Consider the following 17,403-nt stretch of genomic DNA (forward strand, 5'->3'; position numbering starts at 1 on the left):
AAGAGCGGCGCCTTCGGGGGTACCAGGGCGCCGCTTTCAAGTGGCTGGTCAGGGGAGGCGGTGGGCGCCCGGGGACGGGACCGCTTCGAAGACGCGGGGGGTTGTGAAGTCCGCCGAGGCGAAAGCCTCTGTCACCGCCTTGGTGATGGTGTCCACGTCCGCCTCCTCCGCGAGGACGATCGCCGAGCCGCCGAAGCCGCCGCCCGTCATGCGGGCGCCCAGCGCGCCGTTGGCCAGGGCCGTGTCGACGACCAGGTCCAGTTCGGGGCAGGAGATGCGGAAGTCGTCGCGGAGGGAGGCGTGGCCCTCGACGAGGACCGGGCCGATCGCGCGGGTCTCGCCCGACTCGAGGAGGGCGACGACCCGTTCGACGCGTTCGTTCTCCGTGACGATGTGGCGGACCAGGCGGCGGACCTCCTCCTCGTCGCCGAGGCGGGCCAGCGCCGCGTCCAGCTCCGCGTAGGGCACGTCCCGCAGCGCGTCGACGCCCAGCAGGGCCGCACCCTTCTCGCAGCCGGCCCGGCGCTTGCCGTACTCGCCCTCGCTGTGGGAGTGCTTGACCTGCGTGTCGACGACCAGCAGGCGCATGCCCTCGGCCGCCAGGTCGAAGGGGATCTGCTTCTGGGAGAGGTCGCGCGTGTCGAGGAACAGGGCGTGGCCGGTCTCGCAGCACGCCGACGCCGTCTGGTCCATGATGCCGACGGGGGCACCGACGTAGACGTTCTCCGCGCGCTGGCACAGGCGGGCCAGTTGCCAGCCGCGCAGGCCGAGGGAGAAGAGGTCGTCGAGGGCCAGCGCGACCACGACCTCCAGCGCCGCCGACGACGACAGGCCCGCGCCGGAGGGGACCGTCGAGGCGAGGTGGATGTCGGCGCCGATGACCGGGTGACCGGCCTCGCGCAGCGCCCACACCACACCCGACGGGTACGCCGTCCAGCTCCGGTCCGACCCCGGCGCCAGCTCGTCGACGCGCAGCTCGACGACCCCGCCCTCCACGTCCGCCGAGTGCAGGCGCAGCACGCCGTCCGTGCGCCGGGAGACTGCCGCCACGGCGGTGTGCGGCAGCGCGAAGGGCATCACGAAGCCGTCGTTGTAGTCGGTGTGCTCACCGATGAGGTTGACGCGGCCCGGGGCCGCCCAGACGCCCTCGGGGGCGGCTCCGTAGAGCTCCTCGAAACCGTCCCGCACCTGCTGTGCGCCCACTACTGCTCCCTTGTGATGTTCTGCGCGAAGTCCCACGCGTCCGCGACGATGCCCGCCAGATCCGCGCGGGACGGCTTCCAGCCCAGCTTCTCGCGGGCGGTGTCGGCCGAGGCCACCAGGACCGCCGGGTCACCACCCCGGCGGGGGGCCACGACCTCGGGGATGGGGTGGCCGGTGACGCGGCGGACCGTCTCGATGACCTCGCGGACCGAGAAGCCGTTGCCGTTGCCGAGGTTGCAGATCAGGTGCTCGCCGGGGGCGGCGGCCGTCAGGGCCAGCAGATGGGCCTCGGCCAGGTCCGCGACGTGGATGTAGTCGCGCACACAGGTGCCGTCCGGTGTCGGGTAGTCGTCGCCGAAGACCGAGATCGCCTCGCGCCTGCCCTGCGCCACCTGGAGGACCAGCGGGATCAGATGGGACTCGGGGTCGTGGCGTTCGCCGTACGCGCCGTACGCGCCCGCCACGTTGAAGTAGCGCAGGGAGACCGCGCCCAGGCCGTGCGCCGCGGCCTCGCCCGTGATCATGTGGTCGACCGCGAGCTTCGAGGCGCCGTAGGGGTTGGTCGGGGACGTGGGAGCCGACTCGACGATCGGGACCTGCTCGGGCTCGCCGTACGTCGCCGCCGTCGAGGAGAACACCAGCCTGCGCACGCCCGCCTCGCGCATCGCGGCCAGCAGCGCCATGGTGCCGCCGACGTTGTTGTCCCAGTACTTCTCGGGCTTCGCGACCGACTCGCCGACCTGCGAGAACGCGGCGAAGTGCAGCACGCCGTCGAAGGAGGGGTCCAGCCATTTGGCGGCGTCGCGGATGTCGCCCTCGACGAACGACGCGCCCGCGGGGACGCCCTCGCGGAAACCCGTGGAGAGGTTGTCGAGGACGACGACCTCGTGACCGGCTTCCAGCAGGTGCTGGGCGACCACGCTGCCGACGTATCCCGCGCCGCCCGTCACCAGGTACTTCCCGCTCATGAACTCGCTACCTCTCTCAGTCGCTCGGCCGCGCGCTCCGGCGGCACGTCGTTGATGAACACGTTCATGCCGGATTCGGAACCCGCGAGGAACTTCAGCTTGCCGGAAGTGCGGCGGATGGTGAAAAGCTCGAGGTGCAGTGCGAAGTCCTCGCGCACGACGCCGTCGAACTCCTCCAGGGAGCCGAACGGGGCCTGGTGCCAGGCCGCGATGTAGGGCGTGGGAGGTTCACTCTCCCCGAAGATCCGGTCGAAGCGCCTCAAGAGTTCCAGATAGACCTTGGGGAATTCTGTGCGCGCGTCCTCGTCGAGGCCGAGCAGGTCGGGCACGCGGCGCTTGGGGTACAGGTGGACCTCGTAGGGCCAGTGCGCCGCGTAGGGCACGAAGGCCGCCCAGTGCTCGCCCTCCAGGACGAAGCGGTCGCCCGTGCGTTCCCGATCGAGGACCGCGTCGAAGAGGTTCTCCCCGCCGGTCATCTCCTTGTGGGCCGCGGCCGAGCGGAGCATCAGCGCGGTGCGGGGGGTGGTGAAGGGGTAGGCGTAGATCTGGCCGTGCGGATGCCCGAGGGTCACGCCGATCTCGGCGCCCCGGTTCTCGAAGCAGAACACCTGCTCGACGGACGGGAGGTGGGACAGCTCCGAGGTGCGATCCGTCCACGCCTCCAGCACCAGGCCGGCCTGCTCCTCGGTGAGGTCGGCGAAGGAGGCGTTGTGGTCGGAGGTGAAGCAGACGACCTCGCAGCGGCCGGAGTCGCCGGCGAGTGAGGGGAAGCGGTTCTCGAACACGACGACGTCGTAGGACGAGTCGGGGATCTCGCTCAGCCGCTCACCCTCGGAGGGGCACAGGGGGCACTCGTCGGCCGGCGGGTGGTAGGTGCGGCCCTGGCGGTGGGAGGCGATGGCGACGGAGTCACCGAGGAGAGGGTCACGGCGGATCTCGGACGTGGTGACCGTGCGGTCCAGCGGTCGGCGGTCGGTCGCGTCCCGCACGGTGTCGTCGCGCAGGTCGTAATAGATGAGCTCGCGACCGTCGGCCAGCCGGGTCGAGGTCTTCTTCACGCCGGACTCCTTGTCCTTCAAACAGAACCCAACATATAAAAACACAAGCCACCCCAGACCACAACATCACAATCAAACAAAGTGCATCACCAAACGGGTTCAATTGCTGAACGCGGAGAAGAAGATCCCGCGAGGTATCGGTTCGCGCAACGAAGCGAGGGCTCATGCACACCCCCACCTATCTGTCGGCCGAGCTACGACTCCCCACCAACTGGCTCGACTACACGATCCTCGGCATCTACTTCCTCGTCGTCCTGGGCATCGGATTCGCCGCCCGGCGCTCGGTGAAGACCAGTCTCGACTTCTTCCTCTCCGGCCGTTCCCTGCCCGCCTGGGTCACCGGTCTCGCGTTCATCGCGGCCAACCTGGGCGCCACGGAGATCCTGGGCATGGCCGCCAACAGCGCCCAGTACGGCGTCTACACCACGCACTGGTACTGGATCGGCGCCATCCCGGCCATGGTCTTCCTCGGCCTGGTGATGATGCCCTTCTACTACGGCTCCAAGGTGCGCTCGGTCCCCGAGTTCCTGCTGATGCGCTTCGACCGGGCGGCGCACCTGCTCAGCTCGGTCCTCTTCGCCTTCGCCGCGATCCTCATCGCCGGCGTCAACCTCTACGCCCTGGCCATCGTCGTCGAGGCACTGCTGGGCTGGCCGGAGTGGGTGGCCATCGTCGTCGCCGGTTTCTTCGTGCTGGCGTACATCACCCTCGGCGGTCTGTCCTCCGCGATCTACAACGAGGTCCTGCAGTTCTTCGTGATCCTGGCGGCGCTCATCCCCATCACCTTCCTCGGGCTGAAGAAGGTCGGCGGCTGGGACGGCCTGTCCGACTCCCTGACGAAGAGCCACGGCGCCGACTTCATGACCTCTTGGGGCGGCACGGGCATCGGCAGCGACAACCCGCTCGGCGCGAACTGGCTCACGATCGTCCTGGGCCTCGGCTTCGTCCTCTCCTTCGGCTACTGGACGACGAACTTCGCCGAGGTGCAGCGCGCGCTGTCCGCGAAGAACCTCTCGGCGGCGCAGCGCACCCCCCTGATCGCCGCGTTCCCGAAGATCTTCATCGTGTTCCTGGTGATGATCCCGGGCCTGGTCGCCGCCGTGCTGGTGCCGAAGATCGGCACGTCCGGCTCCGACCTCCAGTACAACGACGCGATCCCCTACCTGATGGAGCAGCTGCTGCCCAACGGTGTACTGGGCATCGCCGTCACCGGTCTGCTCGCGGCGTTCATGGCGGGCATGGCGGCCAACGTGTCGTCGTTCAACACCGTGTTCACCACGGACATCTGGGCGAAGTACGTCGTGCGGGGCCGCGAGGACGAGTACTACGTCCGCTTCGGCCGCCTCATCACCGCGATCGGCGTCCTGGCCTCCATCGGCACGGCGTTCCTCGCCCGCTCGTTTTCAACGTGCCGATGTTCGTCGTCTTCATCATCGGCATGTTCTGGAAGCGGGCGTCGATGAAGTCGGGCTTCTGGGGGCTGATCGCGGGCACCACCGCGGCGATGGTCAACTACTTCGTCCTCTACAAGCAGGACATCGTCGACATCCCCTCCGACCAGGGGGCCAACTTCGTCTCGGCGATCGCGGGCTTCGTCGCCGGCGCGGTGGTGATGGTGGCGGTGTCGCTGTTCACGGCGCCCAAGCCGGCCGAGGAGTTGCAGGGGCTGGTCTACGGCACGCGTTCGCCCGGCATGGCCGAGCCGCCCGCGCCCGGGGACGAGGCCTGGTACCGCAAGCCGGCACTGCTGGGCTGGGGCGCGATCGTCCTGGCCGCGGCCTGCTACATCCCGTTCTCGTTCTGACCGACCCCCGACCGAGGAGCGTGATCGCACATGTCCGAGTTCTACTCCGAGAAGGATTTGCAGCGGGAAGTCACCGAACTGCAGGGCAAGTCGGCGACCGCTGCGCGGCTGTTCGACATCCGGCGGATCATCGGCGGGCTGTTCGTGGTCTACGGCGTGATCGTCACGATCGCGGGGTTCACTGCGTCCGACGCGGACATCGACAAGGCCGAGGGAGTGAACATCAATCTGTGGACCGGGTTGGGGATGCTGCTGCTGGGCGTGTTCTTCCTGGTGTGGCTGAAGCTGAGGCCTGCGGCGCCGCCGCCGCCCGGGGTTGAGCCGGAGGACGACGAGCGGGTGGAGTGACCCAGGGGTGTCCGGTGCGCGGCGTCGGGGCTGGGGCCGGGTGGGTGCGCAACTCGGCGCGACGAGGTGCCTCCCCCTAGCTCTCGGCTTCGCTCGAGCACGGGGGACCCCCATCGCCCACCCGTGCCGCCCCAGCGGCACGACTGCCCGCAGCTGAGCGGAGACGCACCCGCAACCGCCGTCGGACGCAAGGGGAGTGTCGGGGGGTGTCGCCGGCAGCGGTTGGCGCGTCAACGCCGGTCAGTCGGTGACGGGGTCCGTCGCGCCGTTCCGAGGACGGACACTCCCCCCGGCGCGGCCCCGACCCACACCCGGCGAACAGGCGAAGCCCCCCTCACGGTTCCCGCTGTACCGGCCCCGCCCTGTCCAGCAACCCCGTCCGCGCCGCCAGCGCCGCCGCCTCCAGACGCGACCCCACGCCCAGTTTCATCAGCACCCGCTGGACATGCGTACGCGCCGTGGACGGGGCGATGCCCATGCCCGCCGCGATCAGGCGGGTGTCCTCGCCGTCGGCGACCCGGACCAGGACCTCCACCTCGCGGGGTGTGAGCATCTGCAGCAACCGCTGGCCCTCGTCGTCCGGTTGGGCCGCCGGGTTCAGCAACTCACCGAACGCACCCTGCAGCAGCTGCGGCGCCACCGCCGCCTCTCCCGCCCGCGCCTTCATGATCGCCCGCTCGACGCCCTCTATGCGCTCGTCGTGCCGCACATAGCCGGACGCCCCCGCCGCGAACGCCGCAGCGATGCCCCGAGGGCTCGGCACCGGCCCCAGCACCAGCACCGCCACCTGCGGCCGCTCCCGCTTGATCCGCACCACCGGGTCGAAGACCCCCGGCTCGGCCGGCGCCGCCGTCCCCAGCAGGCACACCTCCGGCGCCCGCGTGATCACCAGCTCCGCCGCGCCCGCGGCCGGCGCCGCCGCGGCCAGCACCCGGTGCCCCCGCAGCTTCAGCGCCGAAGCCAGTGCCTCGGCCAGCAAACGGTGGTCGTCGACCACCATGAGCCGCACTCCCATCGAGCAACCCCCCAGTCACCCCAGCCCCCCCACGGAAGCCCCCCGGCTCCCCCGCCTTCATGCCCCCGGAAGCTACACGCTTGTTCGACGTTGCGCTCCCCCTACCGGCGAGAATCGCCCCGGATCGCGGAAATTCCTCTCCGTCCTGATTGACCGCGCTCAACAGCTGTGGCCCCGCCCCTGAACAGGGACGGGGCCACATCAGCCACCAGTCGATCAAGAACCGGTCAGTACCCGGTCAGAGCGCGGTCCGAGCCCGGTCGGAACGATCAGCCCGTGCCGAAGCCGACCGCGAGGTACTCCTTGTCCCGAACCGTCGACCGCTTGCTCGCGTACACCTTGGACATGTAAAGGTGCCCGTCGGCGTACAGGAACTCGGAGTACTCCGGCGACATGCTGGTCTCCACGTCGCGGACCGAGTCCGTCGCGGGGTTCTGCAGCAGCGTCGTCTCCTTGAAGCTGCCCCCGGCGATGCTCACGACCTGTCCGCCCTTGTCGTAGGGGGGACGCTTGTACGCGATCAGGTTGCCGCCGTCCATGCGCAGCGGCGAGATCGTGTAGCCGTCGCCCGCGTCGGCCCGCTGCCCGGTCTGCTTGCCGGTGGCGAGGTCGAAGGCGACGATCTCGTTGGTCTGGCTGTACTTGCCGGTGCCGTCGTGCTCCTCGGTGGGCAGGTACAGCCGGTCGTTGCCGACGGCCAGCAGGTTGCACGCCTCGACGCGGGTGATGCCCTCGCAGCGGGCCGCGAACTGCTCGCCCGGCGCGGAGATGCGCGTGCGCAGCTTGCCGGTCTTGCTGTCGATGGAGAAGAAGTCGGAGATGCCGCTGCCGTCGCCCGCGGAGTCGCCGACGTCGGCGGCCACGACCAGCGGGTTGGTCGACACGATGCTCGCGTACTCGATGCCCTCGGTCATCTTGTACTCCGAGATCACCTTCCCGGACTTCGGGTCGATGGTCTGGATGTGCAGCTGCCGCTGGTCGTACGGGCCGCACTTGCGCACCGCGACGAGCTTGTCGCCGCCGCCGTAGCCGGCGTCGTAGCAGGAGTCGGTCGGCTTCGGGCTCCACAGTTGCTTGCCGGAGACGTCGAAGGCGGCGCCGCCGCTGGTGCTGCCAACGGCGATGGTCTTCCCGCTGAGCGTGATGTTGTCGAAGTTGACCAGCTGGTCGCCGCTCTTGACCGTCTTGGTCCACAGCCTCTTGCCGGCGTCCAGGTCGATGAGGGCGATCTGGCTGCACCCGTGCGAGGGGTCGGCCTTGGTGGGCATCGCCGGCTGGTACAGGACGGCCGTGAGGTTGTCGTCGGTGACGTGACGGCTGGCCTGGCAGACCGGGCCGGCCAGCGGCAGCTTCCACAACGCGCTGCCCTTGTCGCGGTCGTAGCCGACGATCTGGGCGATGCCGCTCTTGACGTACGCCTTGTCGGTGAGCCACGAGCCGGAGACGACGACCGTACTGTCGTTCTTCACCTCGGGCGCCGGGACCTGGAAGAGGACCTTGGCGCTGGGGTCGGACGGTGCCTTCTCCTTGCCGGAGGTGGTGCCGCCGTTGTCGTCGTCCGTGCCGCCGGTGCCGCCGGTCTGGCCGGCGGTGTCGTTCTCCCTGCCCTCGTCCTTGCCGGACGAGGCGTACCAGACGCCGCCGCCGATGATCAGGGCGATCGCCACGACCGCGGCGACGATGATCAGCAGCTGCGTGTTGAGCTTCTTGCCACCGGGCTGTCCGGCCTGCGGCTGGTGCGGCATGGTCTGCTGCGGGTAGCCGTAGCCGGGCTGCTGCCCGTAGCCGGGCTGGCCGTAAGGCGCCTGCGGCTGCCCGTACGGCGCCTGCTGCGGCTGCCCGTAGGGCCCCGGCTGCTGGCCGGGGTAGCCGTAACCGGACGGGGCCTGCGGAGGCTGGGGCGCCGGAGCACCCTGCGGATACCCGTAACCCTGTGGGGGCTGGGGCAGGTTCTGCGGAGCGGAGGGCGCAGGCGTCTGCGGGGGCGTCTGCGGTGTGGACGGAGCCTGGGGGTAGCCGTACCCCGGCTCCGGGGCCTTGCCGAGGTTCGGCCCGGCCGCGGGCGGCGGGGTCTGCGGCGGCTGGTCCTCGGGCGGCTGCTCCGGGGGCGGGCCGAAGCCGCCCCCCTGCGGGGGCTGCTGGGGCGGCGGGGGCGGCGGCTGGGTCATGACGTGGGTACCTCGGGGAAGGGGACGGACGACGAACAGGGTGCGGAGGGAGAAGGAGGAGGAGTCACTTGCCGTAGGCGAGCATCAACTTCTCCTTCGTGTCGTCGTTCCCGCTCAGCCGGGTCGTCGAGATGTAGAAGCGCCCGCCGACCCAGTCGACGTCCTTGGAGAAGAAGCTGTCCTCGACGTCCGCGGCACCCTCGGGGTTCTGCAGCAGCCTGGACGGCTTGTGACTGCCGCCGCCGATCGGGATGGACACGATCTGCCCGCCCGCGTCGTACGACGGCTCCACGTAGGCGATGAGCTTGCCGCCCTCGGTCTTCACCGGCAGCATCGATTCGTCGGAGGGCGACTTCACACGCCACTTCTCCTTGCCGTTGGCGAGATCGACCGCGACGATCTCGTTGGCGCCGGAGGTGGCCTCGGTCGGCAGGTACAGCGTGCTGTCGTCGACCGCCACGCCTTCGCAGCCCGTGAGGTCGCGCTCCAGGATGGCCCAGCCGCACTCGGGGGCGAAGTCCTCGTCGAAGCCGACCTGCGAGCGGAACTTGCCGCCGGAGGTGAAGGTGGAGATGTTCCAGGCCTTCTTGTCCTCGTTGGTGCTGTACACGACCAGGGGGCTGACCGAGTAGGTGCGCGCGACCCGCCAGCCCTTGTCGAACGGCTGGGTCCACCTGGCCTTGCCGGTCTTCGGGTCGAGCTCCTGGACCTCGTCGTGCTCCTTGTCGCTGCCGGCCCCGCAGGAGGAGACGGCGATCAGCTTCTCGCCGCCGGCGAACGCGGCGGGGAAGCAGGCGTTGCCGTACTTCTTCTTGTCGAAGAGCTTGTCGCCGTTGGTGACGTCGTACGCCGTGCCCGACTGGGAGCGGCCCACCATCAGGGTCTTGCCGGTGATGGACAGTTCGACGGAGAGCGTGGAGTCGAACAGGGCGCCGTCGGCGACCTTCTCCTTCCAGCCCTTCTCGCCGGTGGCGAGGTCGATCTCCTGCAGCTGGTTGCACTTGGCGCGGTCGCTCGCGCCGCTCATGTACGCGACGACGATCTTGTCGTCGGAGGTCTTCTGCGGAGTCGTCGCGCAGATCTTCTGCGGGAAGGTGATCGCGTCCCAGGTGGGCTTGCCGTCACCGACGTTGTAGGCGAAGAGCTGCTTGTAGGCGGCCTTCACGGCGGTCTTGCCGGTGATCCACATGCCGTCGGCGTCGGCGCCGGAACCGGGCGCGTCGGGTGCCTCCTTGTACCAGAGGACCTTGGCCTCGCCGGCCTGGCGGCCCGCGTTGAGGTCCTCCGGGTCCTCGCCGCCGTCGCCGCTGCCGTCACCGGGGTTGACCGGTGCGGAGGAGCCGGGCTTGGGGTCGTCGGTCTTCTGGGCGACCGGCTTCTTCTTGCCCTTGCCGTCGTCACCGCCGGTGACGGCCCACACGGTGCCGCCGACCACGAGCAGCGCGGCGACCGCGGCAGCGATGATCATCGCGGGCTTGCCCTTGAAGGGGTTGTTCGAGCCGCCCCCGGGCGGGGTGCCCGGCGCGCCGGGGTACTGCGGCTGCTGCGGGTAGCCGTACCCGGGCTGGCCGTACGGGCCCGGCTGCTGCGGCTGGCCGTAGGGGCCGGGGTTGTACGGGCCCGGCTGCTGCGGCTGCCCGTACGGACCGGGCTGGTGCGGGTAGCCGTAGCCGGGCTGCGGCGGGCCCTGCGGGGGCGGCGGCGTCTGGGGCGGGCCCTGGGGCGCCGGCGGAGTCTGCGGTGCCCCGTAACCACCGCCCTGCGGCGGCTGGTTGTGCGGTGCTCCGAAGCCACCGTGCGGTGGCTGACTGGGCGGCTGAGTCATCAGCGGCTCCCCCGTTCGATCACTGATTTTTAGCCACACCCTGAATTACCCATGGGGCTCAGAGATGCTTCATAAAGTTCTAAGACGGCTCTTTCTATCACTCCGTTCCGACAGCGGAGCGGGCCGTCTCATCCCCTGTTCCCAAGGGAGAACCGGCCCGTGATGTCGCCGTTACGCGTCTTCACGCGCCCTTCACGCGTCTTCGGCGAGTTCCAGCCAGCGCATCTCCAGCTCCTCGCGCTGGCCGGCCAACTCCCGCAGCTCCGCATCCAGTTCGGCCACCTTCGCGAAGTCCGTGGCGTTTTCGGCGATTTGGCTGTGGAGCTTGGTCTCTTTCTCGGAGACCTTGTCGAGCTGCCGCTCGATCTTCTGCAGTTCCTTCTTGGCGGCGCGCTGGTCGGCGGCGCTCTTCTCCGGGGCGGCGGACTGCTGTTGCGCGGCGGCGGGGGCCGAGGCGGCCGCGGCCTCCTCCATGCGCTGCCGTCGCTCCAGGTACTCCTCGATACCGCGCGGCAGCATGCGCAGCGCGCCGTCGCCGAGCAGCGCGAAGACGCGGTCGGTGGTGCGCTCGATGAAGAACCGGTCGTGGGAGATGACGATCATCGAGCCGGGCCAGCCGTCGAGGACGTCCTCCAGCTGCGTCAGCGTCTCGATGTCGAGGTCGTTGGTGGGCTCGTCGAGGAAGAGGACGTTGGGCTCGTCCATGAGCAGGCGCAGCAGCTGGAGCCTGCGGCGCTCACCGCCGGACAGGTCGCCGACGGGCGTCCACTGCTTCTCCTTGCCGAAGCCGAACGTCTCGCACAGCTGCCCGGCGGTCATCTCGCGCCCCTTGCCGAGGTCGACGCGCTCGCGCACCTGCTGCACGGCCTCCAGCACGCGCGTGTTCGGGTCGAGTTCGGCGACCTCCTGGGAGAGGTAGGCGAGCTTGACGGTCTTGCCGACGCGGACGCTCCCGCCCGCCGGCTGGGCCTCGCCGTCGGTCCGGGCCGCCTGCGCCATGGCCCGCAGCAGCGACGTCTTCCCCGCGCCGTTGACGCCGACCAGGCCGATCCGGTCGCCGGGCCCGAGCTGCCAGGTGACGTGCTTGAGCAGGACCTTGGGGCCGGCCTGAACGGTGACGTCCTCCAGATCGAACACCGTCTTGCCCAGCCGGGTGGAGGCGAACTTCATCAGCTCGCTGCTGTCCCGGGGCGGCGGTACGTCCGCGATGAGCTCGTTGGCGGCCTCGACGCGGAAGCGCGGCTTGGACGTGCGGGCGGGTGCCCCGCGGCGCAGCCAGGCCAGCTCCTTGCGGACGAGGTTCTGCCGCTTGGCCTCCTCGGTGGCGGCGATGCGCTCGCGCTCGGCCCGGGCGAAGACGTAGTCGGAGTAGCCGCCCTCGTACTCGTAGACCGCGCCGCGCTGGACGTCCCACATGCGTGTGCACACCTGGTCGAGGAACCACCGGTCGTGGGTCACGCAGACGAGGGCCGAGCGGCGCTTCTGCAGATGGCGGGCCAGCCAGGCGATGCCCTCGACGTCGAGGTGGTTGGTGGGCTCGTCCAGGACGAGCAGGTCCTGCTCCTCGATGAGCAGCTTGGCCAGCGCGATGCGGCGTCGCTCACCGCCGGAGAGCGGGCCGATGACGGTGTCCAGGCCCTTGGGGAAGCCCGGCAGGTCGAGCCCGCCGAACAGGCCGGTGAGCACGTCCCTGACCTTGGCGTCGCCGGCCCACTCGTGGTCGGCCATGTCGCCGATGACCTCGTGGCGGACGGTGGCCTCGGGGTCGAGGGAGTCGTGCTGGGTGAGCACGCCGAGACGCAGCCCGCCGGAGTGGGTGACCCGGCCGCTGTCGGCGTCCTCCTGCTTGGCGAGCATGCGGATGAGCGTGGTCTTGCCGTCGCCGTTGCGGCCCACGACACCGACGCGGTCCCCTTCGGAGACGCCGAGGGAGACGCCGTCGAGCAGGGCGCGGGTGCCGTACACCTTGCTGACGTTCTCGACATTGACCAGGTTGACGGCCATTACTCTCCTGCCAAGGGGGATGGATCGACCCTCCAGGGTAGTCGCGCGCGGGGGTGCTCCGGCCGGGGCGGTCAGCCGCCCTCCGCCGCCTCCCGGCGGCGCTGGTAGCGCCACACGTCCATCAGCCTCTCGTCGAAGGGCTGCTGCGGGTCGACGGGGCCGATCCGCTGCTCGGCCTCCACGCAGCGCGGATCGTCGCGACCGGCCAGCCCGGACACGGCGCAGATGCGGATCTCCTGACGCTCGTCATGGGTGAGGGCGACCAGGGCGTCCCCCACCTCGGGCTCGGTCCCCCGGTGGTGCCCGAGCCACCGGCACACGGCCTCGCGCACGCCCGGGTCCTCGTCATGGGCCAGAGTGAGCACGGTGGTGAGGCTCTCGGGCCGGTGCACGGTCTCCGGCACCAGCGCGCGCACCCTCGGATCCGGGTGGGTGAGGTGCGACAGCCCCACGGCCTCGATCTCGGGGGCGCAGTCGTGGGTCATCGCGTGCAGGAGGACCGCCAGCACCTGCGGGTCCTCCTCCTGTTCCGCCCAGGGCACCAGCTCCCGCCCTCGGTCCCAGAACGGCTGGCCGCCCTTGACGACGTCTCCGAGGATCAGCGACAGCAGGAGGTCGGCGGCGAGCAGGCGGTGCAGCCGGTCGGGGTGGTTGAGCAGGTCCCGGCTCCACAGCCAGGTCTCCTCGTCGGTCCGCCGGCCGAGCGTGAACACGACGTCGCACCACACGACGTGGTCCCGGTCGGGGTGGGCGAGGGCCCGGTCGACCAGTTCGTCGAAGGGCGTGCGGATGCCGTACAGGGCCTCCATGGACGTCAGGACGGCCCGGTGCTCGTCGCGCACGGTCACGGGGCCGAGCGTGAGCTGCTCGCACCACCAGCCGATCTCGTCGTCCTCGACCCGGGTCCGCTCGATGGGCCCGGTGAGGCCGGTGAGGCGGCGCAGCTCGGTCTCCGCGCCCGCATCGGCCCACCGCCGGGCCCGGGCCAGCATGTCCGCGCGTGCCGGTGCGGGGAGCGGGATCCGGCTGGTGGCGAGCGCGTGGGTCATCAGGTGCGACCCGCCGTCCACCGCCCGCGTCAGCGGGGTGCTGCCGTCGGGCAGCGGGCGCAGGGGGTCGGCGCCGGCTTGCAGCAGCGCGTCGGCCACGTCGGTGTCGAACGCGGCCACGGCCAGGCAGAGGACCGGGAGGCCCTCCGCGAGGGTGTCGGGGTCGGCCCCGTCGTCCAACAGCGACGTGACCACGTCAGCGTCCCCGCACCGCACGGCCGCGACCAGTTCCTCCATGCCTGCGCTCCCCCTTGTCCGAACAACTGGGGGAGCCTAGGCGGCCGGCCGTCGCAGGGCACGTGATTAACGCGCGGGGACCGTCGCCAGGGCCGGTGAGCGATGCCCGAGGTCTCGTTGCCCAGGCGCGCGGTCTGCCGGGCCGGTGAGCGATGCCCGGGGTCTCGTTGCCCAGGCGCGGAGTCAGCCGGGCCGGTGAGCGATGCCCGAGGTCGTTGCCCAGGCGCGGAGTCAGCCGGGCCGGTGAGCGATGCCCGAGGTCGTTGCCCAGGCGCGGAGTCAGCCGGGCCGCTGAGCGATGCCCGAGGTCGTTGCCCAGGCGGAGTCAGCCTGGCCGGTGAGCGATGCCCGAGGTCGTTGCCCAGGCGCGTGGTCAGCCGGGCCCGGTGAGCGGTGTCCGGGAGCCGCGCCGAGGCGCGTGGTCAGCGCCCGGGGATCGTCTCCGCGGCGTCGACGACCGTCGCCCCGGGCGCCGGGCCCGACGCCGTGCGGACCGTTCGGCACGTTCCCGACGTGAGCAGGGCCTGGGCCACCGCGGCCGCCGACTCCGGGCCCCGGACCAGGAAGGCGGTGGTCGGGCCGGAGCCCGAGACGAGTGCGGTGAGGGCACCGGCGGCCCGGCCCGTGGCCAGGGTGTCGGCCAGTTCCGGGAAGAGGGAGAGGGCCGCGGGCTGGAGGTCGTTGGAGACGGCCGCGGCGAGCGCGTCCGGGTCGCCCTTGGCGAGCGCGGCGAGGAGTTCACCGGAGGCGACGGGAGCGGGGATGTCCGTGCCCTCGCCGAGCCGGTCGAATTCCCGGAACACCGCCGGGGTGGACAGACCCCGCCCGGCCATCGCGAACACCCAGTGGAAGGTGCCGCCGACCTCCAGGGGCGTCAGCTGCTCGCCCCGCCCGATGCCGAGGGCGGCCCCGCCGACCAGGCTGAACGGCACGTCGCTGCCCAGCTCCGCGCAGATGTCGAGCAGTTCGTCCCGGGAGGCGCCGGTCCCCCACAGGGCGTCGCAGGCCACCAGGGCGCCGGCGCCGTCCGCGCTGCCGCCGGCCATGCCGCCGGCGACGGGGATGTCCTTGGCGATGTGGATGTGGACGCCGGGGCTGCGGCCGTACCGTGCGGCCAGCGCCTCGGCGGCCCGCGCCGCCAGGTTCGTACGGTCCAGGGGGACCTGGTCGCAGTCAGGGCCGTCGCAGGTGACGCGCAGTTCGTCGGCCGGGGTGACGGTGATCTCGTCGTGGAGGCCGACCGCGAGGAAGACGTTGGCGAGGTCGTGGTAGCCGTCGGGACGGGCGGCGCCGACCCCCAGCTGGACGTTGACCTTGGCCGGGACGCGGACCGTGACGCTCACGCGGTCTCCTTCTCCTGGTGCCGGTTCGCCTTGTGCTCGGCGATCCGCGCGAACTCCTCCACGGTCAGCGACTCGCCCCGGGCCTGCGGCGAGACCCCGGCGGCGACCAGGGCCTCCTCCGCGGCGGCGGCCGATCCGGCCCAGCCGGAGAGCGCGGCCCGCAGCGTCTTGCGGCGCTGGGCGAAGGCCGCGTCGACGACGGCGAACACCTCCCGCTTCGAGGCCGCCGTCTTCAGCGGCTCGCTCCGGCGGACCAGGGAGACCAGGCCGCTGTCGACGTTGGGCGCGGGCCAGAACACGTTCCGCCCGATGGCACCGGCGCGCTTGACCTCGGCGTACCAGTTGGCCTTGACCGAGGGGACGCCGTAGACCTTCGAGCCGGGCGGGGCGGCGAGCCGGTCGGCGACCTCCGCCTGGACCATGACGAGGGTGCGTTCGATGGTCGGGAAGGTGTCGAGCATGTGCAGCAGCACCGGGACGGCCACGTTGTAGGGGAGGTTGGCGACCAGCGCGGTCGGGGCGGGCCCCGGCAGCTCGGTGACGTGCAGGGCGTCCGAGTGGACCAGGGCGAACCGGTCGGCGCGCTCGGGCATGCGGGCCGTGACGGTCGCGGGCAGCGCGCCGGCGAGCACATCGTCGATCTCCACCGCCGTGACCCGGTCCGCGGCCTCCAGCAGCGCGAGGGTGAGCGACCCGAGCCCCGGGCCGACCTCGACGACCACGTCGTCGGGGCGGACCTGTGCGGTGCGGACGATGCGGCGCACGGTGTTCGCGTCGATCACGAAGTTCTGTCCGCGTTGCTTGGTCGGGCGTACGCCGAGGGCTGCCGCGAGTTCGCGGACGTCGGCGGGGCCCAGGAGGGCGTCGGGGGTGGGGCTGCTGGTCACGGGGACAAGGGTACGGGGGGTTTCCGGGCCGGGTTCCGCTACCCGCGCAGCCGTTCCCCGCAGTGCGGCCACGGGTCGGCGCCGCGGCGCACGTAGAGCTTCTTCGCCCGGTACGTCTGCTCGGCCGCCGGGGCGTCCTGGGGGCGGCCCCGGCCGCCGAGGGCGTGCCAGGTGCGGGTGTCGAACTGGTAGAGGCCGCCATGGGTGCCCGAGGAGTCGACCGCGTCGGGCCGTCCGCCGGACTCGCAGGCCGCGAGGCCCTGCCAGTCGAGGTGGTCGGCGCCCCGCACGGACGCCGGGCGCGGCTTGGTGCCGACCTTCACGATCTGCGGGCGCGGCTCGCGCACCACCTCGGACCCGATCCGGCGCGGCTTCTGCCGGACGCCGTTGACCGTGCGCAGGGAGAACGTGATCCGGCGCAGGCCGGGCTCGCCGGCCCGCTCCACCACCTCGGTGCCGCGGAACAGGGCCGGGTCGTCCGTCCGCCGCACCGGGAACGGGATCTGCTCCTCGCGGACCTCCTTGCCGCCGGTGATGCGCAGCACCGTCACGGTCTGCCCGTCGCGCGGGAAGCTGCCCTGCGGGACCGAGGTGGTGTCCTGGCCGCGCAGGGTGATCCCGGCCTCCTCGACGGCCTCCCGGACGGTCGCCGCGTTGGTGCGGACGGTGCGGGCGCGGCCGTCCGCCATGAGCGTGACCGTGCGCTCGGTGCGCACGTCCAGCGCGAGCCCCTCACGTCCGATGCGCCGCGATCCTGAGGTGGACATGTACGCGCCCTCTTGCCGTACGCCGAGCTGTCGCAGCGCTCCCGCCACCGTGCGGGCGGTCGTCCAGACCTCGCGGCGGTGTCCGTCGAGGGTCAGCCGCACGGGGCGGGCGTAGCGCACGGCGATCTCGTCGCCGCTGCTGATCCGCGTTTCGGGGCCGGGCGCGACCACGTCGTGGGGGCCGATCTCGACGCCCTCCTCGACGAGCAGCTCGGTGACGTCGTCGGCGAAGGTGTGCAGGGTGCGGGCCTTGCCGTCGACGTTGAGCTCGATCGCCTTGTCCTCGGCGACGAACGCCGTGGTGCCGCCGGCCAGGAAGGCGACGACGAGGGCCTGCGGGAGCAGCCGTCGCATGGGGCTGTCCGGGCGCTCGGCGTAGCGCGCCCTGCGCCGGCGCGCGGACCTGCGGTGCGAGCCGGTGCGGGCGGACCCGCCGTACGGGGCGCCCTGCCGGGGCAGTGCGGGCGGGGTCGGCGCCTCGTAGGCGGGCCGGTAGGTGTCCCCGTAGGCGCCGTGCGGCGCGGGCGTCCCGTAGGCGAGGGTCTCGGCGCTGTGCAGATCGGCCGGCGACAGGTCGACCCCGCCGTACACCGGGCCGGCGGCGTAGGCGGGGCCGTACGCCTCATACGCCTCGTACGCCGTCGCATAGGTCTCGCATGCCTCGTACGTTCCGTAGGGCTCGTACGTCTTGTACGTCTCGTACGTCTCGTACCGGGAGTTGCTCACG

12 protein-coding genes and 1 pseudogene are annotated in these 17,403 nt (G+C 71.4%); 2 read left to right on the forward strand and 11 right to left on the reverse strand.

What is annotated here, in order from left to right:
* Positions 1 to 48: 48 nt before the first annotated feature.
* Genes galK through galT form a run of 3 tightly spaced genes read right to left on the reverse strand, consistent with a single transcriptional unit; the run spans position 49 to position 3,229 of the window.
* A complete protein-coding gene (gene galK, locus ACFZDI_RS25075) occupies positions 49 to 1,203 on the reverse strand; it encodes a galactokinase (protein ID WP_391253382.1) in 1,155 nt (384 codons plus the stop codon).
* Positions 1,203 to 2,171: a UDP-glucose 4-epimerase GalE gene (gene galE, locus ACFZDI_RS25080; protein ID WP_391253384.1), complete on the reverse strand. Its 969-nt coding sequence runs from the start codon at positions 2,169 to 2,171 to the stop codon at positions 1,203 to 1,205. The genes galK and galE overlap by 1 nt, the downstream gene beginning before the upstream one ends.
* Positions 2,168 to 3,229, reverse strand: a complete 1,062-nt coding sequence (gene galT, locus ACFZDI_RS25085; RefSeq protein ID WP_391253385.1) for a galactose-1-phosphate uridylyltransferase — start codon at positions 3,227 to 3,229, stop codon at positions 2,168 to 2,170. The genes galE and galT overlap by 4 nt, the downstream gene beginning before the upstream one ends.
* 164 nt (positions 3,230 to 3,393) lie before the next feature.
* Here galT and ACFZDI_RS25090 point away from each other — a divergent pair.
* Positions 3,394 to 5,033: pseudogene (locus ACFZDI_RS25090) on the forward strand (sodium:solute symporter family protein).
* Positions 5,034 to 5,063: 30 nt separating this feature from the next.
* Positions 5,064 to 5,381, forward strand: a complete 318-nt coding sequence (locus tag ACFZDI_RS25095) for a hypothetical protein (RefSeq protein ID WP_234850745.1) — start codon at positions 5,064 to 5,066, stop codon at positions 5,379 to 5,381.
* Positions 5,382 to 5,715: 334 nt separating this feature from the next.
* Here the strand turns inward: ACFZDI_RS25095 and ACFZDI_RS25100 are convergent, their stop codons facing one another.
* From ACFZDI_RS25100 to ACFZDI_RS25135, 8 genes are all read right to left on the reverse strand, one after another.
* The gene (locus ACFZDI_RS25100; RefSeq protein ID WP_234850744.1) at positions 5,716 to 6,396 is read right to left on the reverse strand and encodes a LuxR C-terminal-related transcriptional regulator; all 681 of its coding nucleotides are present in this window, start codon (positions 6,394 to 6,396) and stop codon (positions 5,716 to 5,718) included.
* Positions 6,397 to 6,665: 269 nt separating this feature from the next.
* On the reverse strand, positions 6,666 to 8,564 hold the full coding sequence (locus ACFZDI_RS25105) for a PQQ-binding-like beta-propeller repeat protein (RefSeq protein ID WP_391253388.1): 1,899 nt from the start codon (positions 8,562 to 8,564) through the stop codon (positions 6,666 to 6,668).
* Positions 8,565 to 8,628: 64 nt separating this feature from the next.
* Positions 8,629 to 10,389, reverse strand: coding sequence for a PQQ-binding-like beta-propeller repeat protein (locus ACFZDI_RS25110; RefSeq protein WP_391253390.1), 1,761 nt, complete (start codon positions 10,387 to 10,389; stop codon positions 8,629 to 8,631).
* Positions 10,390 to 10,581: 192 nt separating this feature from the next.
* Positions 10,582 to 12,393, reverse strand: a complete 1,812-nt coding sequence (locus ACFZDI_RS25115) for an ATP-binding cassette domain-containing protein (RefSeq protein ID WP_391253392.1) — start codon at positions 12,391 to 12,393, stop codon at positions 10,582 to 10,584.
* Between the two features lie 71 nt (positions 12,394 to 12,464).
* Positions 12,465 to 13,679 carry a HEAT repeat domain-containing protein gene (locus ACFZDI_RS25120; protein WP_391253394.1) on the reverse strand — a complete coding sequence of 405 codons (1,215 nt, stop codon included), beginning with the start codon at positions 13,677 to 13,679 and terminating at the stop codon, positions 12,465 to 12,467.
* Positions 13,680 to 14,101: 422 nt separating this feature from the next.
* A complete protein-coding gene (locus ACFZDI_RS25125; RefSeq protein WP_234850625.1) occupies positions 14,102 to 15,022 on the reverse strand; it encodes a 4-(cytidine 5'-diphospho)-2-C-methyl-D-erythritol kinase in 921 nt (306 codons plus the stop codon).
* A complete protein-coding gene (rsmA, locus tag ACFZDI_RS25130) occupies positions 15,019 to 15,909 on the reverse strand; it encodes a 16S rRNA (adenine(1518)-N(6)/adenine(1519)-N(6))-dimethyltransferase RsmA (RefSeq protein ID WP_234850626.1) in 891 nt (296 codons plus the stop codon). Before rsmA ends, ACFZDI_RS25125 begins: the two co-directional genes overlap by 4 nt.
* A 38-nt stretch (positions 15,910 to 15,947) precedes the next feature.
* Positions 15,948 to 17,402 carry a ubiquitin-like domain-containing protein gene (locus tag ACFZDI_RS25135; protein WP_391253398.1) on the reverse strand — a complete coding sequence of 485 codons (1,455 nt, stop codon included), beginning with the start codon at positions 17,400 to 17,402 and terminating at the stop codon, positions 15,948 to 15,950.
* Position 17,403 lies beyond the last annotated feature (1 nt).

Source organism: Streptomyces sp. NPDC007907 (assembly GCF_042959365.1).
Lineage (GTDB): Bacteria > Actinomycetota > Actinomycetes > Streptomycetales > Streptomycetaceae > Streptomyces > Streptomyces indiaensis.